Source organism: Sporichthyaceae bacterium (assembly GCA_036493475.1).
Classification (GTDB): domain Bacteria; phylum Actinomycetota; class Actinomycetes; order Sporichthyales; family Sporichthyaceae; genus DASQPJ01.
In genome coordinates this window covers 1-26690 of sequence record DASXPS010000050.1, presented here as the reverse complement: position 1 = coordinate 26690, position 26690 = coordinate 1, and the positions used below count along the sequence as shown (strand labels likewise).

Sequence of the window (26690 nt, the reverse complement as noted above, 5' to 3'; positions counted from 1 at the left end):
CGAGCTCAGTTTCCTTTCGGAGGTGGGAGAAACGGACCGAGTGGACTGCGATGGAGCAAGAGGAATCCCCGGCGCCCCAGAGCCGCAAGTCCACCGGGTTCGAACAGGACAACCAACACGACGGCCGCGCCGTACACGTAGGCCGTGAAAATGACCGGGGTGACTGCGGTGTCTCCCGATCCAAACAAATGATTGCTCCCGATCCACAACGTCATGGCACCGGGTAACCCGTTGACCAGAGCGGAGCCCGCAATGGCTCCGCCCACTGAACCCAGTCCACCGATGAGGATCATCGCCAGGAAGGCAATCGCCACCGGAATGCTGTAGGTGCCGGCGAACTCGCTCTCGTCGGGCTTCGTCAGGCGGTACCAGAGCACGGTCATCACCCCCGCCAGACCGGCGTAGCCGGAGGAGATGGCGAAGGCCTCACTGCGCACTCGTTTCACTGATACGCCCAGGGCCGCGGCGGCCGATTCGTTGTCCCGGATGGCGCGCCAGGCCCGGCCCGGCCGACTGCGCACGGCGCCGCGGGCCAATAGGTAGGCCAGCACGGTGAATGCCAGGAACAGGTACCAAATCCTCTTCTCGCGGTTGTCCTGGTGTAGGAACGTGATGCCGAAGAGGTTCAGGTCCGGCGTCGGGCGACCGTTGGCGGTACCACCGGACAACTTCGTCCAGCGCTGCCCGGCGTACAACCCGACATAGACCAGCGACAGCGTGGCCACGCCGAGGTACACCCCGCGGACCCGCCCCGCCACCGGGGCGAAGGCCAGCCCGAGCACCGAGGAGATCAGCACCGCGCCGACCAATGCGAGCAGCGACGGCCACCCGAAACCGACAGCTCGCGACGTGTCCTGCGCGCCGAGCACGCAGTACGAGATGCCGCCGACAAGCATGAAGAAGGGCGTGGCCAGCGACAGCTGGCCGGCCTGCCCGGTCAGCAGAGTCAGTCCGATGGCGCCGACCGCGCCGATCATCACGTACGAGCCAACCCGCATCCAGGACGGGCCCAGGTACATCGGCGGGGTGAGCACCGCGATGGCGATCACGGCCAGGATCACCGCGCGGCCGAACATCGTGCGGTCGAGGAACCGGGCCGCACTCCGCCGATGTGAGGACACCGGCTCCTCGTCGAGATCGTCGTCGGCCAGGACGAGATCGTCAGACACGGGTTCGCTCCCTGGTGCCGAACAACCCGGCGGGAGCGACGATGAGCACCGCCAACATCACGATGTACACGGCGATCTTGGAGAAGTCGTAGGAGATGTACTGGGCGCTCATCGAGTCGGCGAGCCCCACCATCGCGCCCCCCACAATCGCGCCGCCGGTGGAATCCAGCCCACCGATGATTGCGGCGGGAAAGGCGACCAGGGCCACCGCGTGCGTGCTGCGCGACAAGCCGGCACCGGAAAAGTCCTGGGTGGCCAGGAACAGCACCGCGACGCCGGCCAGTACACCGGCGACCATCCAGGCGATCGCGGTAACCCGACCACTGCGGATCCCCATCAGGGCCGCGGCTTCCCGGTTCTCCGCCTGCGCGCGCATCGCCAAGCCCCAGGCGGTGAACCGGAAGGCCAGGAAGAACGCGCCGACCAGCACCACGCCCACCCCCAGGGCGATCAGCTGCGTGCGGAACAGCGCGATGGACCCGATGTGCACCGGCTTGCCGTCGTACGGCTGGCCGAGGAAGGGGATCTCGAGGCCGAGGCGCCGAATGATCTCCTCGCTCATGACCACGTCAACGCCGATGGTGAGCAGGGCAAGTGAGATCGGATCGGCGAGCGGTCGGCGAGAGACCAGAACCCGTTCGATCACCAGCGCGCCGACCGCGGCGGCAACCACGCCGAGGATCGCCGAGCCGATGAAGTGCAGGTCGTTCTGGGTGCGCACGGTGACGTAGCCGCCGAGCAGCACCAGCGAGCCGTGCGCGAAGTTCAGCACACCGCTGGCCTTGAAGATGATCACGAAGCCGAGCGCCAGCAGCGCATACACCGCGCCCTTGCCCAGCCCGTTAACCACGACCTGGATGAACGTCGTCACGCACTCACCTCACCGAGATACGCCTTGATCACTTCGGGATCCTCTCGAATCTCTGCCGGCGTCCCCTCGGCGATCACCCGGCCGAAATCCAACACGGTGATGCGGTCCGCGATCCCCATCACCAGGTTCATGTCGTGCTCCACCAGGAGCACCGACAGGTCCAGCGCCTTGCGCACGGCGACGATCAGCTCGCCCATCTCCGCGGTCTCCCCGGCGTTCATGCCGGCCGCGGGCTCATCGAGCAGCAGCACGTGAGGTTCGGTGGCCAACGCGCGGGCGATGTCCACCCGCTTGGCGTCGCCGTAGGACAATCCGCCGACGGCGGTCTGGAGCAGGGATTCGATACCGAGGAAGGCACAGATCTCCGCCGCCCGGGCGCGGTGTCGGGCCTGCTCGCGCACCATCCACGGCCAGCGCACCCCCGCGGCCAGGAACCCACCGCGGGTGCGGCAGTGCCGGGCCAACATGACGTTGTCCAACACGCTCGAGTGCAGCGACAGCGCCAGGTTCTGAAACGAGCGACCCAGTCCCCGCCCGGCCAGCTGATGCGGCCGCAATCCGGTGACGTCCTCACCCTTCAACTGCACCTTGCCGGCGTCGGCCCGGTACACGCCGGACAGCACGTTGAAGCAGGTCGACTTGCCCGCGCCGTTGGGTCCGATCAGAGCGTGGACGGTTCCCTCGGACAGGGAGAAGCCGACCTTGTCCAAGGCGGCCACGCCACCGAATCGCAGGCACAGGCCATCCGCCTGCAGTGCCACCGTGCTCATCGCGCTAACCCTGCCACTTCGACAACGTCCGGCTGCTCACCGGGGCGAGCTGCTCCTCGGACGTCTCGTCGGACGCCTCCTTAGAGGCCTGCGCTGCCGCGATCTCTTCACTGACCTTGCCGTGTCCGCCGAGGTAGAGCCCGGCCAGTTCCGGTGAGTTGGCCACATCGTCGGCCTCACCGCGCAGCGCTACCCGGCCCACCTCGAGCACCATCACGTGCTGACTTGCCTTCAACGCCATCGCGGCGTTCTGCTCGACCAGCAGCACCGATGTACCCGCCGAGTTGATCTCGCTCACGATCTGGCCGATCAAAGTGATCATCTGCGGGGCCAGGCCCAGGGATGGCTCGTCGAGCAGCAACAGCTTCGGTTCGGACATCAACGCCCGACCCATGGCCAACATCTGCTGCTCGCCGCCGGAAAGCAGCCCGGCGCGTTGGCCGAGCCGCTCGCCCAGCCGCGGAAACAGATCGAGCACCCGCTCCCGGTTTTCCAAGCGCTGTCCGCGGGGCAGGCTGAATGCCCCGGCCCGCAGGTTCTCCTCCACGCTCATCGTGGCGAACACCTGGCGACCCTCGGGCACCTGGACGATCCCGGCCGCCACGATGGCCGCCGGATCGACCGCGGTGATGTCCGTCCCGTTGAAGGTGACCGACCCGGCAGTAACCCGTCCACGGTGCAGCTTGAGCGTGCCGGAGATGGCACGCAGCAATGTGGACTTGCCCGCGCCGTTAGCGCCGAGCACGGCCGTGACCGAACCCTCGGGAACGTCCAGGCTCACGTCGGACAGTCCGTGGACGGCCCGTCCATAGCGGACGGTGAGGTCAGCAACCTGCAGCAGCACGGGGCACATCCTGTCGGTGACTACCCAAGGTCACAACAGGCGCGCCGCAACCTGTGAACGCATCGATATAGACGAGAGACCCGGGGCCCGTCTCCCAAGCCCGATAGCCGGCGCGCATCGGCGCCCGCGTCCGGCTGTGGTGGAGAGAAGGGCCCTAGCCTGGCCCGCGTGGCCCTGCAGACCAGCGCGGAATCCCCGGTCCCGGTGCGGACGGTGGCGCACCTGATAGCACAGTGGGTGGCGCGGCTGGGAAAGGTCTGGGTGGAGGGCCAGGTTACGCAGCTGACCCGGCGTCCCGGCACCTCCACGATGTTCCTACAGTTGCGCGACCCGATCGCGGACGTGTCCCTGCAGGTGACCTGCCCCCGCCAGGTGCTGGAACAGGTGGTGCCCGAGGTCACCGAAGGGTCCCGAGTGGTGATCTTCGGCCGCCCGACCTACTGGGTCCCCCGCGGCTCACTGTCCTTTGCCGCCGAACAGATCCGTGCGGTGGGCCTCGGTGACCTGCTGGCCCGTCTCGAGCAGCTGCGTCGGCTGTTGGCCGCGGAAGGGCTGTTCGACCCGGCGCGCAAGCGTCGATTGCCGTTCTTACCCGCGGGCGTGGGCCTGATCTGTGGGCGGGCCAGTGCGGCCGAGCACGATGTGGTGGACAACGCCCGTCGGCGCTGGCCGGCGGTGCAGTTCCACACCCGGCCGGTGGCGGTGCAGGGGCCGTTCGCGGCGGCCGAGGTGATCGGCGCACTGGCCGAGCTGGACGCCGACCCCGCGGTCGAGGTCATCGTGATCGCCCGCGGCGGCGGCTCGGTGGAGGACCTGCTGCCGTTCTCCGACGAGACTCTGCTGCGGGCGGTGGCGGCCTGTCGCACTCCGGTGATCAGCGCGATCGGGCACGAGCAGGACAACCCGTTGCTCGACTCCGTCGCCGACGTGCGGGCGTCCACGCCGACCGATGCGGCCAAGCTGCTGGTGCCCGACCTGGCCGAGCAACTGGTATTGGTCGACGCGTTGTGGGTCCGGGCCGGGCGCGCGGTGTCGACTCGGTTGGACCGGGAGCAGAGCTGGTTGACCTCTTTACTGGGCCGGCCGGCGTTGGCCGATCCGGCCCGCGGATTCCTCGCCCGCGCCGACGCCGTGCAATCGTTGCGGGACCGCGCGCTGCGCTGCGTACGGCACCACCTGGACCGGGCCGCGGACGAACTGACGCATCGGGGGGAACAACTCCGCGCGTTGTCCCCGCAAGCCACGCTGGACCGCGGGTATGCAATCGTGCAACGCGCCGACGGCAGCGTGCTGCGGGACCCATCGGATGTGGTGGCGGAGGAGGCACTGACCCTGCGACTGGCCGGCGGCACGCTGGCCGCACGCGCTACAACGGGCGGCGCTCCGCGTAGGTGAGCGCCTTGGTGGTGTGCTCGGTGAAGCCGAGCTGGGCATAGAGCATCTCGCCGCGCTCGTTGGCATGCAGCTCGATGCGCTTGACGCCCTGGCCGTGGAACCAGTCCAACAATGCGGTGACCACCGCCCTCGCGTTGCCCTGCCGGCGGTACTTGGGGTCGGTGGCCAGGTTGAGCAGGTAACCCGTACGCCCGTCCGGCCGATTCGGACCCGGCAGCGAGGTCACCACCAGCCCCACCGCGCTGGCCGCGAGCTCCCCGTTGTCCCCGTCGATCACGAACCCGGTGAGGTCACCGCCGGGCGCGATGCGCTGCTCGAACTGGGCCATCGCGTTTCCCCGCCAGTTCGACTCCTCGACGTCCTGGCCCATCGCGATCAACAACATCTCCCGCAACCGCACGAGCTCGGCGGCGTCCAGCGCGGTGGCACGACGAACGGTAGGCATGCGCCCCACCATAGGGTGGGCCCGTGACGGCAGGCAGCGTGGGAGACAGTGATCCCGGCCTGAGCTACGAGCAGGCGCGCGAGGCGCTGACCGAGGTTGTCGCCCGGCTCGAGGCGGGCAGTCTGACGCTCGAGGAGTCGCTCGCGCTCTGGGAACAGGGTGAGTCCCTGGCGAAGATCTGCCGGGAGCGATTGGACGGCGCGCGGGAACGGTTGGCCGCGCACGAAGCCGGGAGGGTGTCCGATGGTGAATGAGGGAACGCGCGGTTCGTCCATCCCGGCGGCTCTGGAGGTGCGCGCCGAGGCTCCGGACCGCAACCTGGCACTGGAACTGGTCCGCGTCACCGAGGCAGCCGCGATGGCCGCCGGCCGATGGGTCGGGCGCGGGGACAAGAACGGCGCCGACGGCGTGGCCGTCAATGCCATGCGACACCTGATCGGCACGGTCGCCATGAACGGTGTGGTGGTCATCGGGGAGGGCGAGAAGGACGAGGCCCCGATGTTGTTCAACGGCGAGCGCGTGGGCGACGGCTCCGGGCCGGAGTGCGACGTCGCCGTCGACCCGATCGACGGCACCCGACTGACCGCGATGGGGATGAACAACGCGCTGTCCGTGCTCGCGGTTGCCGAGCGCGGCTCGATGTACGACCCGTCCGCGGTGTTCTATATGGACAAGTTGGTGACCGGCCCGGAGGCGGCGGAGGTCGTCGACATCCGGCTACCCGTATCGGAGAACATCCGTCGGGTGGCCAAGGCCAAGCACTCCGACGTGCACGACGTGACCGTGGTGCTGCTGGACCGCGAGCGCCACCAGGAGCTGGCCGGGGAGATCCGGGCCACCGGCGCACGCATCAAATTCCTCACCGACGGCGACGTGGCCGGAGCGATCATGGCCGCGTCGGAGGGCACCGGCTGCGACCTGTTGATGGGCGTCGGCGGCACCCCCGAGGGGATCATCGCGGCGTGTGCGATCAAGTGCATCGGCGGCATGATCCAGGGCCGGCTCTGGCCGCAGGACGACGACGAGCGGCAGAAGGCCATCGACGCCGGCTTGGACCTGGACGCGGTGCTGTCCACCGACGAGCTGGTGCGGGGGGACAACGCGTTTTTCGTCGCCACCGGCATCACCGACGGCGAACTGTTGCGTGGCGTGCGCTATCGGGCCGGCTCGGCGACCACGCACTCCCTGGTCATGCGCTCGAAGTCCGGCACCACGCGATTGATCGAAAGCACGCACAGCCTGCACAAGCTGCGCGAGTACTCGTTGGTCGACTTCGACTGAGCAGCGTTGCGGCGACGCAACGATGACGTTTGGCACTACCGATCGGCGATCCATCGCGTACGTTACATAACGTGATCAATCGACTCCGTATCGTGGCGCTGGCGGGGACGACCGCCGCCTTCGCCACTGTCCCCCTCGCCACAGCCGCCTCCGCCGCACACATCCCCTCCAGGTGCGAGTCCGCCGCTCGGGTGATCTGCGTCGACAAGAGCAACGAGAAGCTCACCCTCTTCGAGCACGGCGACAAGGTAATGAGCATGGCCGTGCGCTTCGGTTCGGACGAGACCCCGACCCGCAACGGCACGTTCAAGGTGTTCAACAAGGAGGCCAAGCACGTCTCCCGGATCGCACACGTGCCGATGCCGTACTCGCTGTTCTTCAGCGGCGGGCAGGCGATCCACTACTCGGCCGACTTCGCGAAGAACGGCTACAACGGCTCGTCACTGGGCTGCGTGAACACCCGCAACCTGAGCGAGACCAAGCAGCTGTTCGACGCCGTGTCCATCGGGGACATGGTCTACGTCTACGGCTCGATCCCTGACTGGTCGGACTACGACCCCCGCGCTTACGACTAGGCCCGACAGACGCTCCATGGGCCCGATCCGTCCTCTTTTATCCTGGTCGCCACTTCCCTGTGGCCAGGAGACGACGGATGCCCGAGTTCGCTTACACCGACCTGCTGCCCATCGGCCCGGACACCACGACCTACCGGTCGTTGGGCAGCGCCGGTGTCGAGGTGCGGTCGTTGGGTGGCACCGAGTTCCTGCACGTGGGCGCCGAGGCGTTGGGCATGCTCACGACCGAGGCGATGCACGACATCGCGCACTACCTGCGCCCGGCGCACCTCGCCCAGTTGCGCGCGATCATCGAGGACCCGGAGGCCTCGGGCAACGACCGGTTCGTGGCCCGCGACCTGCTGCAGAACGCCAACATCGCGGCCGGCGGCATCCTGCCGATGTGCCAGGACACCGGCACTGCGGTGATCATGGCCAAGCGCGGCGAGCACGTCCTCACCGGCGGCGGGGATGCCGAGTCGATTTCCCGCGGGGTCTACGACGCCTACACCCGGCTCAACCTGCGCTACTCGCAAATGGCCCCGGTCTCGCTGTGGGACGAGCACAACACCGGCAACAACCTGCCCGCGCAAATCGAGGTCTATGCCGACGACAATCCCGCCCACGCGAGGGAGTACAAGTTCCTGTTCATGGCCAAGGGCGGAGGCTCGGCGAACAAGTCGCTGCTCTTCCAGGAGACCAAGGCGCTGCTCAACGAGAAGTCCATGTTGGCCTGGCTGGACGAGAAAATCCGCGGGCTGGGCACCGCGGCCTGCCCGCCGTACCACCTGGCGATCGTGATCGGCGGCACCAGCGCGGAATTCACCCTGAAAGCCGCCAAATACGCATCGGCGAAATATCTGGATACGCTCCCGCCGACCGGCTCGATGCTCGGCCATGCATTTCGCGACGTGGAATTCGAAGCGAAGGTGCTTGAACTGACCCGGGCCAATGGAATCGGCGCTCAGTTCGGCGGCAAGTACTTCTGTCACGACGTGCGGGTGATCCGGCTACCCCGGCACGGGGCGTCCTGTCCGGTCGCGATTGCGGTGTCCTGCTCGGCGGACCGCCAGGTGCTCGGCAAGATCACCCCGTCCGGCATCTGGCTGGAGCAGTTGGAGCGCGACCCGGCGCAGTACCTGCCGGAGGTGACGGAGGATCACCTCGAGGACGCGGTGGTCCGGATCGACCTCAACCGAGGAATGCCCGAGGTGCTCGCCGAGTTGTCCCGCCACCCGGTGAAGACCCGACTGGCGTTGAGCGGATCACTGGTGGTGGCCCGGGACATCGCGCACGCCAAGATCAAGGAGCGGTTGGACGCGGGCGAGGCAATGCCGCAGTACTTGCGGGACCACGCCGTGTACTACGCGGGTCCGGCGAAGACCCCGGAAGGTTACGCCACCGGCTCTTTCGGCCCGACCACGGCCGGCCGCATGGACTCCTACGTCGATCAGTTCCAGGGGTTGGGCGGTTCGATGATCATGCTGGCCAAGGGCAATCGGTCCAAGGCGGTCACCGACGCGTGCCACCAGCACGGCGGCTTTTATCTGGGCTCGATCGGCGGGCCGGCCGCGCGCCTGGCACAGGACTGCATCAAGAAGGTGGAGGTTCTCGAGTACGCCGAGCTCGGCATGGAAGCCGTGTGGCGGATCGAGGTCGAGAACTTCCCGGCCTTCATCGTCGTGGACGACAAGGGCAATGACTTCTTCGCCCCCGCGGACACGTCTGTCCCGATACCGTTGGGCGTCCGGCCGGCGTGAAACGAAGGTCGGGCTCAGGACCCGCCGGGCCTGTTCTGCAGCGGCCAGATTGACAGCAAATTCGCAGCAAAAACCCGGGGCCGAGCCGGCTGCGCGACACACGATGCAGATACGCGATCGTCGGGTCTGTGCTGTCCGGATCTCGATCACTCCCAGAAATTCCACAGCTGGGAAAGCTGAGAAATCCTCCGAAAAATCGAATCCCCCGCCCATACTCGGTTGCATTAACCGCGCAACAACGTGGAGCAAACGCCGCCGATGGGCATGAATCCGACGACGACCGCCGAACCGGACGTCGCACTCGCACAGGAGTTCGCGCAGATTCTCGCCGAACTCCTGAATGTCGACGGGGTCGGCCACGACGCGCACTTCTTCGATGACCTGGGCGCCGACTCGCTGCTGATGGCGCAGTTCTGCTCGCGAGTGCGCAAGCGCCCCGCGCTGCCCAAGGTGTCGATGAAGGACATCTACGGAAACTCCACCGTCAACACCCTGGCAGCCGCCGTCGGCCCGGTTGCCGCGGCCGCGTCCACGGCGGCCGCGACAATCGGCCCCCCGGCTCCGGCCCGGGCCGGTGACGACCTGCTGGACCTCGCGGAGCTGCTCGGCGAGCACTACCGCCCGTTGAAATCGCTGCCCGAGCAGGCCACACCCGTCGTCGAGTCCGAGGCGATACCGGAGCAGGCCGTGCCGGTTGTGCCACCGCCCGGTCGGCTGCGGGTCTTCCTGTGCGCGCTGGTCCAGTTGGCCGTTCTGATTGCGCCTCTGTTCACGGCCGCCGTGGCAGGCCGGGTCGGGTTCCGCTGGATCACCGCCGGGCACGGCGTCGCCGCGGAATACCTGCGCACGGTTGGGTTCCTCGGGGCCGGCGTCGCCGTGCTGTTCCTGCTGCCGATCGTGGCCAAATGGCTGCTGATCGGTCGGTGGAAACCCCGCGACATCCCGTTGTGGTCGATCGCGTATCTACGGTTCTGGTTGGTTCGCTCGCTGACCCAGCGCAACCCCTTGCTGCACCTGATGATGGGCTCGCCGCTGTTCGCCGTGTACCTGCGCCTGCTCGGTGCGAAGGTGGGACCGGGCGCGCTGATCCTGACGCGCAACATCCCGGTGTGCACCGACCTCATCACCATCGGCGCGGGCGCGGTGATCCGCAAGGACGCGGTTCTGACCGGGTATCACGCGCAGCCCGGCGTGATCCGCACGGGCTTCGTGCGCATCGGGCCGGACGCGGTCGTCGGCGACAACTCCGTGCTGGACATCAACACCGAGATCGGCACCGGCGGCCACCTCGGCCACGCATCCTCGTTGCACCCCGGCCAGGTCGTCCCCTCCGGGCAGAGCTGGCACGGCTCACCGGCGCAGGCCGGTGGCACACCGGTGGTGTTGCCGGAGGCGTGCCGGGTCGGCGGGGTGCGCCGATTCCGCTTTGCGTTGGTCCAGGTGCTGACCTTCGTGTTCGTCACCGCCCCGCTGGGTCTGGGCGTCGCGGTCGGGTTGAGCATGGCGACCGAGCAACTGGTCGGCCTGCACGGTTGGGGCCGGGAATCCCTGGCCGCGCCGAGCTTCTTCCGCGGCGCGGCCTTGGCCTCCGCGGTGGTGTTCTTCGGCGCGGTGCTGGTCGGTCTGCCGCTGCTCTACGCCGTGGCCCGGTTGGCCAGCCTGCCGGTGCGGGCCGAACGCACGTACCCCATCTACGGGTGGCGGCACACCCTGCAGCGCGCGGTGGCCCGGCTGACCAACCTCAAGTTCTACGCGTTCCTGTTCGGGGACAGCTCGGCGATCGTCGGCTACCTGGGACGGCTGGGTTACCGGCTCAAGCCGTATGAGCAGACCGGCACCAACTTCGGTCAGCGCATGCAGCACGAGACACCGTTCACGGTGCACATCGGCACCGGCACGGTCGTCGCCGACGGCCTGTCCGTGCTCAACACCGACTTCTCCGCGACGTCGTTCCGGGTACGTCCGGTGCACATCGGCCGCAACAACTTCCTGGGCAACAACGTCGCCTATCCGGCCGAGGGCCGTACCGGCGACAACTGCCTGCTGGCCACCAAGGTCGCGGTCCCGACCGAGGGCGAGATCCGCTCCGGCGTCGGGCTGCTCGGCTCGCCCGCCTTCGAGATCCCCCGCACCGTCGCCCGGGACACCGGCTTCGCGGTGGAGAACGCGGCGCGACTGCGAATCGGACTGCGCCGCAAGAATCGGCACAATGCGGTCACCATCGCCCTTTTCCTGACTGTGCGTTGGTTGTACGTGTTCGGCATCGTCGTCTACGGAAACTGGGCAGGTCAGCTCTATCGAGACTCTTCCTGGGTCGGCCTGGGTCTGGCAAATCTCGGCCTGGCGGCGGCCAGCCTCGCGTATTGGTTGAGCGTGGAGCGCTCGGTCACCTTCCTGTCCACCTGGGCGCCGCGGGGCGTATCCATCTACGACCGGCGGTTCTGGCGGCACGAGCGCTTCTGGAAGGTGCCCACCCAGCAGTACGTGCAGATCTTCAACGGCACCCCGTTGAAGCCCTGGTTGTGGCGTGCGATGGGGGCCCGGCTGGGCCGCGGGGTCTTCGACGACGGCGTGGCGTTGGTGGAGAAGACATTCGTGACGATCGGCTCGGGAGCGGTGCTGAACGTGTCCTCGATCGTGCAGTCGCACTCGCAGGAGGACGGTGCGTTCAAGTCCGACTTCATCCGCATCGGACGTGGCTGCACGCTCGGCCCCGGCGCGTTCGTGCACTACGGCGTGCAGACGGGGGTCGGTTCGGCGTTGGCCGCGGACAGCTTCCTGATGAAGGGCGAAGAGGTTCCGGACGGCGCGTACTGGGGTGGCAATCCGGCCCGGGAGCTGCCCCGGCCCGAGGGGACCGGGGCACACGCGGTGGGGGTCAAGGAGTGACTAAGGAGCTCGAGTACTGGCGCCGGATATTGCCGGCCGGCGGGGTCACCTCGGTGCCCCGCTGGACGAGCAGCCCGACGCCGGGGGTCGCCCGGTGCCGGGCCACCATCCCGGCGCCGGTGGCCGACGCCGTACGCCGGTTGGCCGCGGAGTTGGTGGTGCCGCCGGCCGACGTCGTGCTGGCCGCGCACGCGCGCGTGCTGGTCGCGCTGTCCGGCGAACGGGACGTGGTGACCCGGTACCGCCCGGCCATCGGCGCAGCGGCGCTACCCGCACCGTTGCGCACCGATCCGCCGACCTGGCGGGCGCTGGTGACCGACATCGCGCGGCACGCCGCCGCGCTGCGTGCCAACGCCCACGTCGAGGTCGAGGCCCTGCGTGCGGAGCTGAACGTTCCCGGCCCGGTCTCGGAGGTGCTGTTCAACCCGAACATCAGCGCCGACCCCACCTGCGCCCACGAGGACCTGTCCGACGGCTGCGTGCTCGCGGTCGGGTACGACCCGGACACCGACGCCCTGGTCGTGTCACACCGCACCGACGCCTTGGACGGCATGGCCGCGGCGCGCATCGCGGGCTACCACCTGGTTGCCCTGGCGCTGGCCGCGACCAAACCGGACACCGAGCACAGCATGGCCCGACTGCTCGGCGCCGACGAGCGCCGGCTGCAGCTGCAGGCCATGTCGGGTCCCGCCCGGGAGCTACCCGACGCGCGCTTCCACGAGCTGTTCGAGCGCCGGGTGGCCGCCTCCCCCGACGCCGTCGCCGTGGAGCAGGGCGAGATCCGGTGGACCTACGCCGAGCTCAACGCCCGGGCCAACCAGTTGGGCCGGGCGCTGTTGGCCCGGGGCCTGTCCGGCGAGGACGTGGTCGCGGTGGTCAGCGAGCGCACGCCGGACTGGATGGCCTGCGTGCTCGCGGTGTTCAAGGCCGGCGGGGCGTATCTGCCGATCGAGCCGCACTTCCCCGTCGGCCGGATCACCACCACACTGACCCGCGCCGAGTGCCGCTTCGTGCTCACCGAGCCGGGCAGCACCGCCAACCTGGACCTCGACTCGCTGCCGGGCGTGCAGGTGCTGCAGGTGGCCGATGCACTCGGCGAGGGGCACCCGCCCACCGACCTCGGCATCGAGGTGGGACCGGATCAACTCGCGTACATCTACTTCACCTCCGGCTCCACCGGCGCCCCCAAGGGAGCCATGTGCGAGCAGGCCGGGATGCTCAATCACCTGTTGGCCAAGATCAACGACCTGGGCGTGGCCGAGGGCACCGCGGTGGCGCAGACCGCGCCGCAGTGCTTCGACATCTCGCTGTGGCAGCTGATCTCCGGTCTGTTGGTGGGCGCCCGCACGGTGATCATTCCGCAGGACGTCATCCTCGACGTGGCCCGCTTCGTGCAGATCGTGGACGAGTCCAAGGTGACGGTACTTCAGATCGTGCCGTCCTACCTCGACGCGGTGCTGGCGCACCTGGAATCCGCGCCGCGGCGGCTGGACGCGCTGCGCACCGTGTCGGTGACCGGCGAAGCAGTTAAGAAAGAGCTGGTGCAGCGCTGGTTCGCCGCTATGCCGCACATCGCCATGGTGAACGCGTATGGCCTGACGGAAACCTCGGACGACACCAACCACGAGGTGATGCGGGTGGTGCCGGATGCCGACCGGGTGCCGCTGGGCCCGCCCATTCCCAACGTCACCGTCTACGTGGTCGACGAGCACCTGCAGCCGGTGCCGCTGGGTGCCCCCGGCGAGATCGTGTTCTCCGGAGTGTGTGTGGGTCGCGGCTACATCAACGATCCGGAGCGGACCGCCGCAGCGTTTCTGGCCGATCCGCACCAACCGGGCGCCCGGCTCTACCGCAGCGGTGACCACGGGCGCTGGCGTCCGGACGGCAAGCTGGAGTTCCTCGGCCGCCGCGACAACCAGGTGAAAGTGGCCGGCTTCCGCATCGAGATCGGCGAGATCGAGAACCGGCTGCTGCAGGTGCCCGGCGTGTTCGACGGCGCGGTCGTGGTGGTCGGTGACACCGAGGCCACCAAGCGTCTGGTCGGGTTCTACTCCGGACCCGCGCCGCTGCCCACCGAACTGCTGCGCGAGCACCTGGCCATGGCCCTGCCCGGCTACATGGTCCCGACCGTGCTGCACCATCGCGATCAGTTGCCGCTGACCGCGAACAGCAAGATCGACCGCAAGGCCCTGGGCGCCCTGGCCGGCGAGCTCGACGCACCCACCACGGACCGCGAGGCGCCGGTGGGCGCCACCGAGGTGCGGGTGGCCGCGGCCTGGGCACAGGTGCTGGACACCAACCTGGACCTGATTGGTCGTGGGGACAACTTCTTCGAAAGCGGCGGCACCTCGCTGACCGCCGTGAAACTGGTCATCGCACTGCACCGTCAGGTTTCTCTCAAGGAGGTCATCGCATGCCCGGTTCTGACTGACCTGGCCCGGTTGCTCGACGAGCGGACAGCACCGGAATCTGCCCCCGACCTGCTCTCCGCCGAGAAATCCGAGGCCTCGTCCAGTGGTAACTGACAAGGAGTCAGCATGACCTCCCCCGCCCGCACCCTCCTCGCCGACATCGAGACCGCCCTCGGTCGGCCCGCCCTGTTGCACGCCGACGCCGCGGGTGACCCCACGGCCTGGGCTGCCGAGAACCGCTGGGCGCTGCGTGAGGCCGTGACCGCCCACGGCGCCGTGTTGGTTCGTGGCCTCGGCATGCGCGACGCTGCGCAGGTCGGTGCTGTGCTCAACCAGCTCGGCGCCCCGCTGATGGCCGAGCGCGAGTCCTTCGCGCCGCGCCGCTCCTACCCGGACGGCGTGTACTCCTCGACGAAATGGCCGTCGAACCAGCAGATGTGCATGCACCACGAGCTGAGCTACACCCTGGAGTTCCCCGGCCTGATGATGTTCGCCTGCCTGACCGCGCCGAACGAGGGCGGCGCCACCGCGGTGGCCGACGCCGCAGCGGTGCTGAAGGCCATGCCGACGGACTTGGTCGCGCGGTTCGAGCGCGAGGGCTGGCTGCTCACCCGTTCCTACAACGAGGAGATCGGCGCCAACTGGTCGGAGGCCTTCGACACCGAGGACCGCCGCGTGGTCGAGGCCTACTGCCGGGCCAACGCCATCGCGTTCGAATGGCAGCCCGATGGCGGCCTGCGCACCCGCCAGCGGCGCAGCGCGATCGTCCGCCACCCGGTCACCGGTGAGCGTTGCTGGTTCAACCAGGTCGCGTTTCTCAACGAGTGGACGATGGCCGAAGAGGTGCACGACTTCCTGGTCGACGAGTATGGCCAGGACGGCCTGCCGTTCAACACCCGCTTCGGCAACGGCGACGAGATCAGCGCCGACACGGTGACCATGCTCGGGGAGATCTACGAGCAGCACACCCGCCGCGAGCCGTGGCAGGCCGGCGATCTGCTGGTCGTGGACAACATTCGCACTGCCCACTCCCGCGAGGCCTTCACCGGTCCGCGCGAGGTGCTTGTCGCCATGGCCGACGCGGTGCGTCTGGCCGACTGCTCGCCCACTGTCGAGGTGACGGGTCGATGACCGCGCTGCTGCCCGATTCCATGAACAACACCACGCCCACGGTCCCGTCGATCGTCCCGACCTTCGGGGTGATCGGCGGCGGTCAGGTCGCCGATGTGCTCACCGGCCGGGAGCGGGAGGTGGTGCGCCTGGTCGAGGACACCTACCGCTGGCACGGTGCCGGCCAGTCGGTGAACCCGCCGTCGTATTTCCTGCGCTTCCCGGACAAGCCGAGCTCGCGAATCATCGCGCTGCCCGCCTCCATCGGTGGCGACATCGGCGTGGACGGCATCAAGTGGATCTCCAGCTTCCCGGAGAACGTGGCCGCGGGCATTCCGCGCGCCTCGGCGGTGTTGATCCTCAACGACCACGAGACCGGCTACCCGTTCGCGTGCCTGGAGAGCTCGATCATCAGCGCCACCCGCACCGCCGCCTCCGCGGCGGCGGCCGCGGACTGGTTGAGCCGGGGCCGGCCGCGGCCGCGCCGGGTCGGCTTCATCGGCCTGGGGTTGATCGCGCGGTACATCCACACCTACCTGCACGCCACCGGGTGGGACTTCGAGTCCGTCGCGCTGCACGACCTCAGCCCGGAGAGCACCGTCGGGTTCGCCAAGTACCTGTCCCGCACGGGCGCCCCGCGCATGCAGGTGCACGCCGACCCCGAGGAGCTGATCCGGTCCTGCGACATGGTCGTGCTGGCCACGATCGCGGGCGCACCGCACATCCAGGACCCGGCGTGGTTCGACCACAACCCGTTGGTCCTGCACGTCTCGCTGCGCGATCTCTCCCCCGAGATCATCCTGAACTCGACCAACATCGTGGACGACGTCGAGCACTGCCTGAAGGCGGACACGTCGCCGCACCTGGCCGAGAAACTCACCGGAAACCGCGACTTCATCGACGGCACGCTCGCCGATGTGATGGCGGGTCAGGTGCGCATTCCCACCGATCGCCCGGTGATCTTCTCCCCGTTCGGCCTCGGCGTGCTCGACCTGGCCGTCGGCAAGTTCGTCCACGACCAGGTGGCGCGCTCCGGGGCACTGAATGTTGTAGACGACTTCTTCCACGAACTGCGTCGACACTAGGGACTCTGCCGTGACCGTGATCTCTACCCCCCAAGAGTTCAATACCGACGATCTCTACGTCGACCTGCGCGGCGCTCTGGGCACCCCGCTGTACCTGAAGTGCGAGGGCTTCAACTTCGCCGGTTCGGTGAAGTTGAAGGCCGCGCGCGAGATGGTGGAGCAAGCCGAACGGGACGGCACGCTGCGCAAGGGCTCGATCCTGGTCGAGTCCTCGTCCGGCAACCTGGGCGTGGCGCTGGCCATGATCGCGGCCAGCCGCGGCTACCGGTTCCTGTGCGTCACCGACTACCGGTGCAACCTGTCCACCCGTCGGCTGATGGAGTCCCTCGGCGCGCAGGTGCACATCATCAACGCCGACCCGGAGGCCGAAGGTGGTCTGCTGGGCGCCCGGATCAAGTTCGTCCAGGACCTGGTGGCCTCCAACCGCCGCTACGTGTGGTTGAACCAGTACAAGCACCCCGGCAACTGGCAGGCGCACTACAAGCACACCGCGTCGGCGATCGTGCGGCAGTTCCCCGACCTCGACGTGCTGTTCGTCGGCGCCGGTACCACCGGCACGCTGATGGGCTGCGCCCGGTTCCTGTGGGAGTGGCACCGCCCGGTGCGCATCATCGCGGTGGACAGCGTCGGCTCGGTTACCTTCGGCGGCCCGCCCGGGCGCCGGATGATCCCCGGCCTGGGCACTGCGGTGCGCCCGGGGCAGCTGGACGAGTCCTACATCGACGAGGTGGTCATGGTGGAGGAGGCGGACACCATCCGCACCTGCCACAAGCTGGCTCGTCGCGGCTTCCTGTTCGGCGGCTCCACCGGCACCGTGGTCAGCGGCGCGATGGACTGGCTGGCCGCCAACGACACCCGGGACATCACCGCGGTGGCGTTGGCCCCGGACATGGGCGAGCGGTACCTGGACACCGTCTACCAGACCAACTGGGTGCAGGACCTGTTCGGCGAGGACGCCCTGGTGCTGGACAAGCCGCGCACCGGGGCCGTGCCCCGGCGCAACCGCAGCAGCAGCAGCGTGCACCAGCGGCGGCGCGCGGGGTGAGTACCGGGGCTGCCCCGCAGGTCGGGGTGTGGTGGGCGACGCCGGTCGGTGCGGACCCGGCGCTGTTCGCCCTGCTCGACGACGCGGAGCGTGCTCGTTACGGGCAACTGCGCAGGCCCGCCGACCGCGACCGCTTCCTGACCGCCCACGCCCTGGCCCGACTGGTCCTGGGCCGCACCCTGGGCCGGCACCCCGCGGCACTGCGGCTGCGTTCGGAGTGCCGGCAGTGTGGCGGACCGCACGGCAAGCCGCAGCTGTCCTCCGGGGAGCTGGAACTGTCGCTGACCCACGCCGGTGAGCGGGTGGGCGTGGCGGTGGCAGCGGTGCCGGTGGGCATCGACGTGGAAGACCTCGCACACACCCGGGTGGACCAGGCGCTGGCCGCTCAGGTGCTCACCCCGCCCGAGCTGGATCGGTGGCTCGCCCTGCCGCCCGCCGGCCGGGCGAGCGCCCTGCTGCGGGCCTGGACCCGCGGCGAGGCCGTGGTCAAGGCGCTCGGCGTCGGTCTCGACGTCGACCCTCGCGACCTGCCCCCGGACACCGCGCGGGTCGTCGATCTGGATCCCGGCCCCGGCTTCGTGGGTTCGCTGGCGGTGCTGGGCACCGTGCTACCCACCGTCACGCAGCACGAGGGCACCGACCTGCTGTACCGCGCCGCCGCGGCCTGAGGTCTTCGCCACACGCGGGCATGACCGGTCGGAGTCACCCGTGACCGACCGGTAGGATTGGGCCGTGCCGGCGCGCCACCCGCCGTTGCCGGCCCGCCCGACGTCCGCCGCGAGCACGCACTCGCGAGGCGCTCGGCATGACAGCGTTGCGCGACGGGGCGCAGTCGTGAGGTTGGCCCAGCGCCGAAACAACCGGCTAGGGGCCCTACCCTGACCAACAGACCACCCACCTGAACCGTCCGCGAACGCGAAGCGTCGCGGACGGCGGGCCGGATGCTTCGAGAGGGTGCAAACACGGTGGCAGATGTCGACGCGGCACTGGATGCGGCAGGCCTGAAGAACCCGTACGTGCGGGAGTACGTCAAGCACTGGGCCGAGCACACCGGCGCGGCGGGCGTCGAGGTGGTGTCCGCCGCCGACGACGACCGATTGGTCGCCGAGGCGCTGGCCGCGGGTGAGCTGCAGCCGGCCGGCGACGGGCTGTACTACTCCCGCAGTTACTACAAGGACACTGCGCGCTCCGAGGAGCGCACCATCGTCGCGACCTCTTCGGAGTCGGACAAGGGCACCTACAACAACTGGAAGCCCTCCGCGGAAATGGCCGAGATCCAGCGCGACCGGATGAAGGGCGCGTCGGCCGGCAAGACCATGTACGTCATCCCCTACCTGATGGCACAGCCCGGCTCCCCGCTGGAGGCCTACGCGGCGGGTGTGGAACTCACCGACTGCCGCCCGGTGGTGCTGCACATGATCCGCATGGCCCGGGTGGGTGTGGAGTACATCGACGCCCTGGCCGACCCGAACAGCTTCGTGCGCGCCGTGCACGTCACCGGCGACCTGGAGAAGCTCGGCCAGGGCACCGACCAGGACCAGCGCTGGTTCGTCACCGTGGCCGACGAGCGCACGATCCTGCACTACGGGTCGTCCTACGGCGGCAACGCACTGCTCGGCAAGATCGCGCACGGCCTGCGCCAGGCGTCCTACGACGGCTGGGCGTCGGGCAAGTTCCTCTCCGAGCAGTTCATGCTGATCGGCATCACCGACAAGCAGACCGGCCGCAAGTACCACATCTGTGGTGGCTTCCCGTCGGCGTCGGGCAAGACCAACCTGGCCATGATGCTGGCTCCGGATGACCTGGGCGACCGGTACCACGTCGAGTTCTACGGCGACGACATCGCCTGGCTCTGGGTGGACTCCTCCGACGGCAAGCTCTACGCGATCAACCCCGAGTTCGGGGTGTTCGGCGTGGCCAAGGACACCAACGAGACCACCAACCCGACCGCGCTGGGCTCCATCGAGCCGGGCACCGGGGCGATCTTCACCAACGTCGCCTACAACCCGGACACCCGCGAGGTCTGGTGGGAGGGCCGCACCCCCAAACCGCCGGAGCCCGTGCACGGCTGGCTGGACTGGAAGGGCACTCCGATCGCCGACCGGGAGCGGGAGGGCGAGCCGTGGGCGCACCCGAACAGCCGGTTCACCACCACGCTGTCCAAGGTGCCGAACATCGCCACCGACTTCGAGGACCCCAAGGGCGTGCCGATCGACGCGATCATCTTCGGTGGCCGTACCCGCGACCGCGAGCCGCTGATCCGCGCGATCACCGACCTCGCCGAGGGCGTGTACGACGGCCTGACGTTGGGCGCCGAGGCGACCTTCGCCGCCGAGGGCGTGGAGGGTCAGCTGCGCTATGACCCGATGTCCATGCGCCCGTTCATGTCCTACCCGGAGGCGGCCTACGCAGCGCACTGGCTGAAGATCGTCGGCGCGGCCAAGGAGAAGCCGATCTTCGCCCATGTGAACTGGTTCCAGCGCGGCGACGACGGGCACTTCCTGTGGCCGGGCTACCGGGACAACCTGCGTCCGCTGCTGTGGCTGCTTGCGCTGCGCAACGGCGAGGTGACGGGTCGTCAGACCCCGGTGGGCATCATTCCGACCGCGGACGAGCTGGACCTGACCGGCGTCGAGTTGCTCGATGGTGACCTGGAGAAGTTGCTGACCATCGACAACGCCCGCTGGCAGCAGGAGATGGCGCACCGCCAGACCCACCTGGAGCAGTTCGACGGGCTGCCCGAGGAGATCTGGGCCGCGCACCGTCGGGTGGCCGCCGCGCTGGACGCCGCCGCGGAGTAATGCATCACGGGCTGACCGGCGGCGCGGCTTCGGCCGCGGCCGCCGGTTTCCTGTGGTTGGGCATGGTGCTGGCGATCTCCTTCCTGGAGGCGCCCCTGAAGTTCCGGGCGCCCGGCGTGGATCTGCGCATCGGGTTGGGCATCGGGCGGCTGGTGTTCCGCGCGCTGAACGCGGTCGAGGTCGGGCTGGCGCTGTGGCTGGTCACGGCGGTTTTGTGGGGCGACACCCGCGACCGGCTGGCCTGGGCCGCGTTCGTGCCCGTGCTGGTGCTCGCGGTGCAGCTGGCCGGGGTGCGCCCGCTCCTCACCCGCCGCTCGGACTTGGTGCTGTCCGGGGTCGACGCGGGCGGCTCGAAGGCGCATCTGCTCTACATCGGGGCCGAGGTGGTCAAGGTCGCCGCGCTCGTTGTCGTGGGCGTCCTGGCGCTGCAGGGCTGAGCGACCGGCACGGCGTGTGGTCTGCCGTCGCGGTGATCACTAGCATCCGGCCATGGCCAACTTCACGTACGCCGCCGTGATCCGCGGCAGCTCCGCGCCGGGTATCGGGTTTCTGGACGGGGCGACGGAGCGGCAATGGTCGAACTTCAAGAAGTTCTGCGAGACGCGCCACCACCGCAACGGCTCGACGATCGTGAAGGCCGGCGATCACGACCGAGCACTGTGGATGGTGGTGGGTGGTGAACTTGACGTGACAGTCCCCGGCGCGGGCGCGCACCGGGTGGGCAGCGGCACGGTGATCGGCGAGGTGGCGTTTTTCGACGGCCAGCCCCGCTCCGCGGACATTGCCGCCGCCGGTGATGTCGAACTGCTGGTGCTCAGCTACTCCAGCTTCGAGCAACTCGCCGCGGCGGACCCGCCGTTGGCCCAGCTCCTGCTGCTCGACCTCGGCCGCTTCCTCGCCCAACGCCTGCGCGCCTCGGAGGCCGCGCACCGCTAACCCCACCCCCGTTGCGTCCGAACAAGTGTGGGTGCCCGGACACTGTTCTTCGGACGTAACGGGCTCAGGCGGTGCGTCTGCGTCGGCCAATCCACCCGCCCCGACGCAATGCCGCTGCAACCTGGTCCATAAACGGCGCCGGGGCAACGCGCAATGCAACGCTCGGCACTCGCAACACTGTGTGCCCGGACATGCTCGCCTCGTTCTGCTTCAACGCGTCCGCGAACCACGCCTCCAACTCCAAGTGCTGGATTCCATCGATCTCCACGGTCAGTCCGAAGTCGTCCCACACGGTGTCGAAGACCACCCGGCCGGCCGACGTGCGTCGCGTCACCTGACGTGACGGCACGGGGAATCCGCGCTCGGCACAGAGACGCGCGAAGTCGCGTTCCCCCATGGCCTCGATGCCACCGAGGACATCGAGGTGCAGGCCCTGAAGCAGCTTCCGGCGCGCGTGGCGCCGAATCTTGTCGATTTCGACCAACAACTCGTCCGCGGTGAACAGCCGCTGTTGGGCGGCAGCGATCACGTAGAGGGCGGCCTGCCGATCCGTCCTGGCCCACAACGCTGCGTGGACGGCGGCCGTCGCCGGACGCATGCGCGGCACGCCGTCGCGCAGCACCGCCGCCTGTTCGTAGCGGCGGGTCTCGTGGACCTGGACGTCCTTGCAGCGGCGCGGCCGCCCCGATTTCGGGACCGCGACATGCACCGCATCCTCTTCGACATGACGCAGGCCCGAGGCGACCAGGGCGGATATCCCGTCCAACACCGCCGATGGACTGACCTCGAGCAGGGCTCGCCACCATTCGCGTTGTTGGGCGTCGCCTGGCGCCACGCTCACGCTCTGGCGGCCCAGTCGACTCCAGACCCCGGCGCGCCGTTCGGCCTCAACCTCCCAGCGAGTGAAACCCAACGCGTACAGCTGCTTGAGGCCGAGCAGCCCGCCTTGATCTCTCGCCGCGTCGGCTGCGTGTTGGCGACGCAACGCCCGCCGCGCGGGCCGGGAGGGCTCAAGGGTCACGCGGCAACTCTCGCCGGCCGGCAACGCCCGCGCGGGCACATCGTCGCACTGTGGAAAACCGCCCTCTCCCAACCCGCGTTGCGTCCGAAGAAGAGTGTCCGGGAACCCACCGATCTTCGGACGCAACGGAGGTGGGCGTGGAGGGGCGGGGAAGGATGGGCAGCATGGATGCACAGGGGTTCAGAGTTGATCATGACTCGATGGGCGAAGTGCGGGTGCCCGCGGCGGCCAAGTACGCGGCGCAGACGCAGCGGGCGGTGGAGAACTTCCCGGTGTCCGGGGAACGGTTGGAGCCGGCGCACATCCGGGCGTTGGGGCTGATCAAGGCCTCGGCGGCGCGGGTGAACGCCGAACTCGGGGTGCTGGACGCCGAGCGCGCCAAAGCGATTGTGGCCGCCGCCGAGGAGGTGGCCGGCAATCAGTGGGACGCCGAATTCCCGGTCGACGTGTTCCAGACCGGGTCGGGGACCTCATCGAACATGAACGCCAACGAGGTGATCGCCACGTTGGCCACCGAGCGGCTGGGCGCGCCGGTGCATCCCAACGACCACGTGAACGCCTCGCAGTCGTCCAACGACGTGTTCCCGTCCTCCATCCACGTCGCCGCCACCGAGGCAGTGGTGCACGACCTGGTGCCGGCGCTGGAGATACTGACCGCTGCGCTGGGCGCCAAGGCGGCGGAGTACGTCGACGTGGTGAAGTCCGGCCGCACGCACCTGATGGACGCCACGCCCGTGACGCTGGGTCAGGAATTCGGTGGCTACGCGACACAGGTGCGCAACGGCATCGAACGACTGCACGCCGCGCTACCCCGCCTCGCCGAACTGCCCCTCGGCGGAACCGCGGTGGGCACCGGCATCAACACCCCGCCCGGCTTCGCCGCCAAGGTCATCGCGGATCTCGCGCGGACCACCGGCTTGCCACTCACCGAGGCGCGCAACCACTTCGAGGCGCAGGGCGCCCGCGACGGTTTGGTCGAGCTGTCCGGGCAGCTGCGCACCATCGCCGTCGGGCTCTACAAGATCTGCACCGACCTGCGCTGGATGGGCTCCGGCCCACGAACCGGCCTGGGCGAGATCAACCTGCCGGACCTACAGCCGGGCAGTTCGATCATGCCCGGCAAGGTGAATCCGGTAGTACCCGAAGCCGTTTCGATGGTCTGCGCGCAGGTGATCGGCAACGACGCGACCGTCGCTTTTGCCGGTGCCGCAGGCAATTTCGAGCTCAACGTGATGCTGCCGGTACTGGCCCGCAACAGCCTCGGCTCGATCCGGCTGCTGGCGAATGCCTGCCGATTACTGGCCGCGCGCTGCGTTGCCGACATCACCGCCAACGTCGAGCACTGCCGCGAGCTGGCCGAGTCCTCACCGTCCATCGCTACCCCGCTGAACCGGGCCCTGGGCTATGAGGAGGTGGCCGCGGTGGTGAAACAGGCGTTGAAGGAGAAGCGCACCATCCGTGAGGTGGTCATCGCCCGCGGGCACGTCGAGGCCGGCCGCATCACCGCTGCCGACCTCGATGCCGCCCTGGACGTCCAGCGCATGACCCACCCCTGAAACCCCGTTGCGTCCGACGAAGTGAGGGTGCGCGGACACTCTTCTTCGGACGCCACGGTGGCGGTGTGGTCGGGGGGTCGGGTTAGTGCTCGATGGGGGCTTCGAGCATCTCGGTGACCAGGGCGGCGATCGGGGAACGCTCGGAGCGGGTCAGCGTGACGTGCGCGAACAGCGGGTGGCCCTTGAGCGTCTCCACCACCGCGACCACGCCGTCGTGTCGACCCACCCGCAGGTTGTCGCGCTGCGCGACGTCGTGGGTGAGTACGACGCGGGAGCCCGCGCCGATCCGGGAGAGCACGGTGAGCAGCACGTTGCGCTCCAACGACTGCGCCTCATCGACGATGACGAACGCGTCGTGCAGCGAGCGGCCGCGGATGTGGGTGAGCGGCAGTACCTCGAGCATGCCGCGGGCCAGCACCTCCTCAACCACCTCCGGCGCGACCAGCGCGCCGAGGGTGTCGAACACCGCCTGTGCCCAGGGCGCCATCTTCTCCGACTCCGAACCCGGCAGGTAGCCCAGGTCCTGCCCGCCGACGGCGTAGAGCGGACGGAACACCAGGACCTTGCGGTGCTGGCGGCGCTCCATCACCGCCTCCAGGCCCGCGCACATGGCCAGCGCGGACTTGCCGGTACCGGCCCGCCCGCCGATGGACATGATGCCCACCTCGGGGTCCAGCAGCAGATCCAGCGCGATGCGCTGTTCGGCGCTGCGTCCACGCAGCCCGAATGCGTCCCGGTCGCCCTTGACCAGCCGCACCTTCTTGTTGGGCAGCACCCGGCCCAGCGCCGAGCCGCGTTCGGAGAGCAACACCAAACCCGTGTGGCACGGCATGTCTGACGCTGCGTCAAGCTCGATCTCGGTATCGTGATAGAGCTGATCGAGGGCGCTGGAGGGCACGTCCACTTCGACGATGCCGGTCCAGCCGGCCTCGACCGGCAGGTCCGCGTGGTACTCCTCCGCGATCAGCCCCACCGCCGAGGCCTTGACCCGCATCGGCAGGTCCTTGGAGACCACGGTGACCTCGCGGCCCTCGGCGGCGAAGTTGCGTGCCACGGCGAGGATGCGGGTGTCGTTGTCACCGAGGCGGAAGCCGGGCGGCAGCACGTCGACATCGGTGTGGTTGAGCTCGACGATCAGGGTGCCGCCGGCGTCGTTGACCGGCAGCGGCGAGTCGAGCCGGCCGTGCTCCATGCGCAACTCGTCCAGCATGCGCAGCGCGGAACGGGCGAAGAAGCCGAGTTCGGGGTGGTGGCGCTTGGCCTCGAGTTCGGTGATGACGACGATCGGGATGACGACCTCGTGCTCAGCGAACCGGGTCATCGCCCGGGGGTCGGAGAGCAGAACGCTGGTGTCCAGGACGTAGGTGCGGCGGGCGTTCCTGGGCGGGCGGCGACGACTTGCATTGGCCACGATGCGCTCCGGGCGCGGATGGGGTACCGACGCCGCGCAGGGTCTCAGCGCTGAACCGGTCGTGGCCACAGGGGCCCGGTACCGGCCCCTTTCTCAGCCAAACATCGGCGGAGAAGAACCGCTGCTTTGTGGGCAACGACGGCCTCCCGGATCGGACCGCAGGAATGCGCTCCGACGCCTTCGACGGTACGCCGCAGGTGTGGCGAAATCCGGCTGACACGCCATCTCCGACCGAACGGTGGATGCCGGCACGACCGACATGTCAGGACATGTCGGGACTCTGTCAGCCGCCGAAACGCCGGTCCCGACGCGCGTACTCGCGCAATGCCCGCAGGAAATCGACCCGCCGGAAATCCGGCCAATGCACTTCACAGAAGTGGAACTCCGAGTGCGCGCTCTGCCAGAGCAGGAAACCGGACAGCCGTTGTTCACCGGAGGTTCGGATGACCAGGTCCGGATCGGGTTGGCCGCGCGTGTAGAGGTGCTCGGCGATGTGCTCGACGTCGAGCACCTCGGCCAGTTCCTCGATCGAGGTGCCCCGCTTGGCCTGCTCGTGCAACAGCGAGCGCACCGCATCGGCAATCTCCCGCCGACCGCCGTACCCGACCGCCACATTCACCATCAGACCGGGGTTGTTGGCGGTCGCGTCCGCGGCGTCCTTGAGCACCCGCGCGGTCTGGCTGGGCAGCAGGTCCACCGCGCCCACCGGATGCACCCGCCAACCGGCGGCGACCAGCTCGCTCACCGTGCGTTCAATGATCCGCAACAGCGGCTGCAGTTCCTCGGCCGGCCGGGTCAAGTTGTCAGTGGACAGCAACCACAGCGTGACCAATTCGACGTTGGCGTCGGCGCACCACCGCAGCAATTCGTGGATCTTGTCCGCACCGGCCTGGTGGCCGTGTTCGGGCCGTCCGCCGGCCGCCTTGGCCCAGCGGCGGTTGCCATCCAGGATGACCCCGACGTGGCGTGGCGCTCGGTCCGCGGGCAGCCGCCCGGTCAGCCGCCGTTCATAAGCCCGGTAGGCCAATTCCTTCAACCGGGCGCGCACCTCCCGCGCCGGTACTCGAGCTGCTCGCAGAGCGGACCGCGCGGACACGCGATCACCATACGGCCTGGGGCCATTCCCCCGGCCGTGTTGATTCGCGTCGCGCTAACCTACGGTACCGTAACCTGGGGGTGTGACGATGGTGCTGGATCGGGTGGAGGCGGTGGTCAAACCGCGGCTTCGCGGTTGGCTGCACCTGGGGATATTTCCGGCATCGGTGATCGCGGGCATCGTGCTCGTCGCCGTGGCCCAGGACACCAAGGCGCGCGTGGCCTCGGCAATCTTCGCGAG

At 68.8% G+C, this 26690-nt stretch carries 23 protein-coding genes; 15 read left to right on the top strand and 8 right to left on the bottom strand.

Annotated elements, in window-relative coordinates:
• Nucleotides 1-5 precede the first annotated feature (5 nt).
• The 4 genes from VGJ14_05755 to VGJ14_05740 are packed head-to-tail and all read right to left on the bottom strand — an operon-like array spanning nucleotide 6 to nucleotide 3663.
• On the bottom strand, nucleotides 6-1169 hold the full coding sequence (locus VGJ14_05755; GenBank protein HEY2831911.1) for a branched-chain amino acid ABC transporter permease: 1164 nt from the start codon (nucleotides 1167-1169) through the stop codon (nucleotides 6-8).
• Entirely contained in the window at nucleotides 1162-2040 is an 879-nt protein-coding gene (locus VGJ14_05750; protein ID HEY2831910.1) for a branched-chain amino acid ABC transporter permease, read from the bottom strand. The genes VGJ14_05755 and VGJ14_05750 overlap by 8 nt, the downstream gene beginning before the upstream one ends.
• Complete coding sequence (locus tag VGJ14_05745; GenBank protein HEY2831909.1) at nucleotides 2037-2810, bottom strand: ABC transporter ATP-binding protein; 774 nt, start codon at nucleotides 2808-2810, stop codon at nucleotides 2037-2039. Before VGJ14_05745 ends, VGJ14_05750 begins: the two co-directional genes overlap by 4 nt.
• A gap of 4 nt (nucleotides 2811-2814) precedes the next feature.
• Nucleotides 2815-3663: an ABC transporter ATP-binding protein gene (locus VGJ14_05740; protein HEY2831908.1), complete on the bottom strand. Its 849-nt coding sequence runs from the start codon at nucleotides 3661-3663 to the stop codon at nucleotides 2815-2817.
• 159 nt (nucleotides 3664-3822) lie between these two features.
• Here VGJ14_05740 and xseA point away from each other — a divergent pair, with 159 nt between their 5' ends.
• Entirely contained in the window at nucleotides 3823-5049 is a 1227-nt protein-coding gene (gene xseA / locus VGJ14_05735) for an exodeoxyribonuclease VII large subunit (GenBank protein HEY2831907.1), read from the top strand.
• Here the strand turns inward: xseA and VGJ14_05730 are convergent.
• Nucleotides 5021-5494 (bottom strand): GNAT family N-acetyltransferase, encoded by a 474-nt coding sequence (locus tag VGJ14_05730; GenBank protein ID HEY2831906.1) that lies wholly within the window; start codon nucleotides 5492-5494, stop codon nucleotides 5021-5023. The two genes, xseA and VGJ14_05730, sit on opposite strands and share 29 nt — an antisense overlap.
• A gap of 23 nt (nucleotides 5495-5517) precedes the next feature.
• Between VGJ14_05730 and VGJ14_05725 the strand changes: the two genes are divergently transcribed.
• The 13 genes from VGJ14_05725 (at nucleotide 5518) to VGJ14_05665 (ending at nucleotide 21366) form a co-directional block, all read left to right on the top strand.
• Entirely contained in the window at nucleotides 5518-5748 is a 231-nt protein-coding gene (locus tag VGJ14_05725) for an exodeoxyribonuclease VII small subunit (GenBank protein ID HEY2831905.1), read from the top strand.
• Nucleotides 5741-6775: a class II fructose-bisphosphatase gene (glpX, locus tag VGJ14_05720; GenBank protein ID HEY2831904.1), complete on the top strand. Its 1035-nt coding sequence runs from the start codon at nucleotides 5741-5743 to the stop codon at nucleotides 6773-6775. The genes VGJ14_05725 and glpX overlap by 8 nt, the downstream gene beginning before the upstream one ends.
• A gap of 71 nt (nucleotides 6776-6846) precedes the next feature.
• Nucleotides 6847-7350, top strand: a complete 504-nt coding sequence (locus VGJ14_05715) for a L,D-transpeptidase (GenBank protein ID HEY2831903.1) — start codon at nucleotides 6847-6849, stop codon at nucleotides 7348-7350.
• Nucleotides 7351-7427: 77 nt separating this feature from the next.
• Nucleotides 7428-9089 carry a fumarate hydratase gene (locus VGJ14_05710; GenBank protein HEY2831902.1) on the top strand — a complete coding sequence of 554 codons (1662 nt, stop codon included), beginning with the start codon at nucleotides 7428-7430 and terminating at the stop codon, nucleotides 9087-9089.
• Nucleotides 9090-9353: 264 nt separating this feature from the next.
• Nucleotides 9354-11978, top strand: a complete 2625-nt coding sequence (locus VGJ14_05705; GenBank protein HEY2831901.1) for a Pls/PosA family non-ribosomal peptide synthetase — start codon at nucleotides 9354-9356, stop codon at nucleotides 11976-11978.
• Entirely contained in the window at nucleotides 11975-14503 is a 2529-nt protein-coding gene (locus VGJ14_05700; protein HEY2831900.1) for an amino acid adenylation domain-containing protein, read from the top strand. Before VGJ14_05705 ends, VGJ14_05700 begins: the two co-directional genes overlap by 4 nt.
• 12 nt (nucleotides 14504-14515) lie before the next feature.
• Nucleotides 14516-15520, top strand: coding sequence for a TauD/TfdA family dioxygenase (locus VGJ14_05695; protein ID HEY2831899.1), 1005 nt, complete (start codon nucleotides 14516-14518; stop codon nucleotides 15518-15520).
• Nucleotides 15517-16584: a 2,3-diaminopropionate biosynthesis protein SbnB gene (gene sbnB / locus VGJ14_05690; GenBank protein HEY2831898.1), complete on the top strand. Its 1068-nt coding sequence runs from the start codon at nucleotides 15517-15519 to the stop codon at nucleotides 16582-16584. The genes VGJ14_05695 and sbnB overlap by 4 nt, the downstream gene beginning before the upstream one ends.
• A gap of 10 nt (nucleotides 16585-16594) precedes the next feature.
• Complete coding sequence (gene sbnA / locus VGJ14_05685; protein HEY2831897.1) at nucleotides 16595-17629, top strand: 2,3-diaminopropionate biosynthesis protein SbnA; 1035 nt, start codon at nucleotides 16595-16597, stop codon at nucleotides 17627-17629.
• The gene (locus VGJ14_05680) at nucleotides 17626-18297 is read left to right on the top strand and encodes a 4'-phosphopantetheinyl transferase superfamily protein (GenBank protein HEY2831896.1); all 672 of its coding nucleotides are present in this window, start codon (nucleotides 17626-17628) and stop codon (nucleotides 18295-18297) included. Before sbnA ends, VGJ14_05680 begins: the two co-directional genes overlap by 4 nt.
• Before the next feature lie 297 nt (nucleotides 18298-18594).
• Complete coding sequence (locus VGJ14_05675; protein HEY2831895.1) at nucleotides 18595-20430, top strand: phosphoenolpyruvate carboxykinase (GTP); 1836 nt, start codon at nucleotides 18595-18597, stop codon at nucleotides 20428-20430.
• Nucleotides 20430-20867: a hypothetical protein gene (locus tag VGJ14_05670; GenBank protein HEY2831894.1), complete on the top strand. Its 438-nt coding sequence runs from the start codon at nucleotides 20430-20432 to the stop codon at nucleotides 20865-20867. Before VGJ14_05675 ends, VGJ14_05670 begins: the two co-directional genes overlap by 1 nt.
• A gap of 52 nt (nucleotides 20868-20919) precedes the next feature.
• Nucleotides 20920-21366 carry a cyclic nucleotide-binding domain-containing protein gene (locus tag VGJ14_05665; GenBank protein HEY2831893.1) on the top strand — a complete coding sequence of 149 codons (447 nt, stop codon included), beginning with the start codon at nucleotides 20920-20922 and terminating at the stop codon, nucleotides 21364-21366.
• A 64-nt stretch (nucleotides 21367-21430) separates the two neighbouring features.
• Here VGJ14_05665 and VGJ14_05660 read toward each other — a convergent pair whose 3' ends face one another.
• Complete coding sequence (locus VGJ14_05660; GenBank protein ID HEY2831892.1) at nucleotides 21431-22387, bottom strand: hypothetical protein; 957 nt, start codon at nucleotides 22385-22387, stop codon at nucleotides 21431-21433.
• A 155-nt stretch (nucleotides 22388-22542) separates the two neighbouring features.
• On the opposite strand from VGJ14_05660, the gene VGJ14_05655 reads away from it, so the two are divergent.
• Entirely contained in the window at nucleotides 22543-23943 is a 1401-nt protein-coding gene (locus VGJ14_05655) for a class II fumarate hydratase (protein ID HEY2831891.1), read from the top strand.
• A gap of 82 nt (nucleotides 23944-24025) precedes the next feature.
• On the opposite strand, the gene VGJ14_05650 is transcribed toward VGJ14_05655, so the two are convergent.
• Both VGJ14_05650 and VGJ14_05645 read right to left on the bottom strand, forming a co-directional pair.
• Nucleotides 24026-25354 (bottom strand): PhoH family protein, encoded by a 1329-nt coding sequence (locus VGJ14_05650; protein ID HEY2831890.1) that lies wholly within the window; start codon nucleotides 25352-25354, stop codon nucleotides 24026-24028.
• Between the two features lie 283 nt (nucleotides 25355-25637).
• A complete protein-coding gene (locus tag VGJ14_05645) occupies nucleotides 25638-26450 on the bottom strand; it encodes an isoprenyl transferase (GenBank protein ID HEY2831889.1) in 813 nt (270 codons plus the stop codon).
• Nucleotides 26451-26690: the final 240 nt, after the last annotated feature.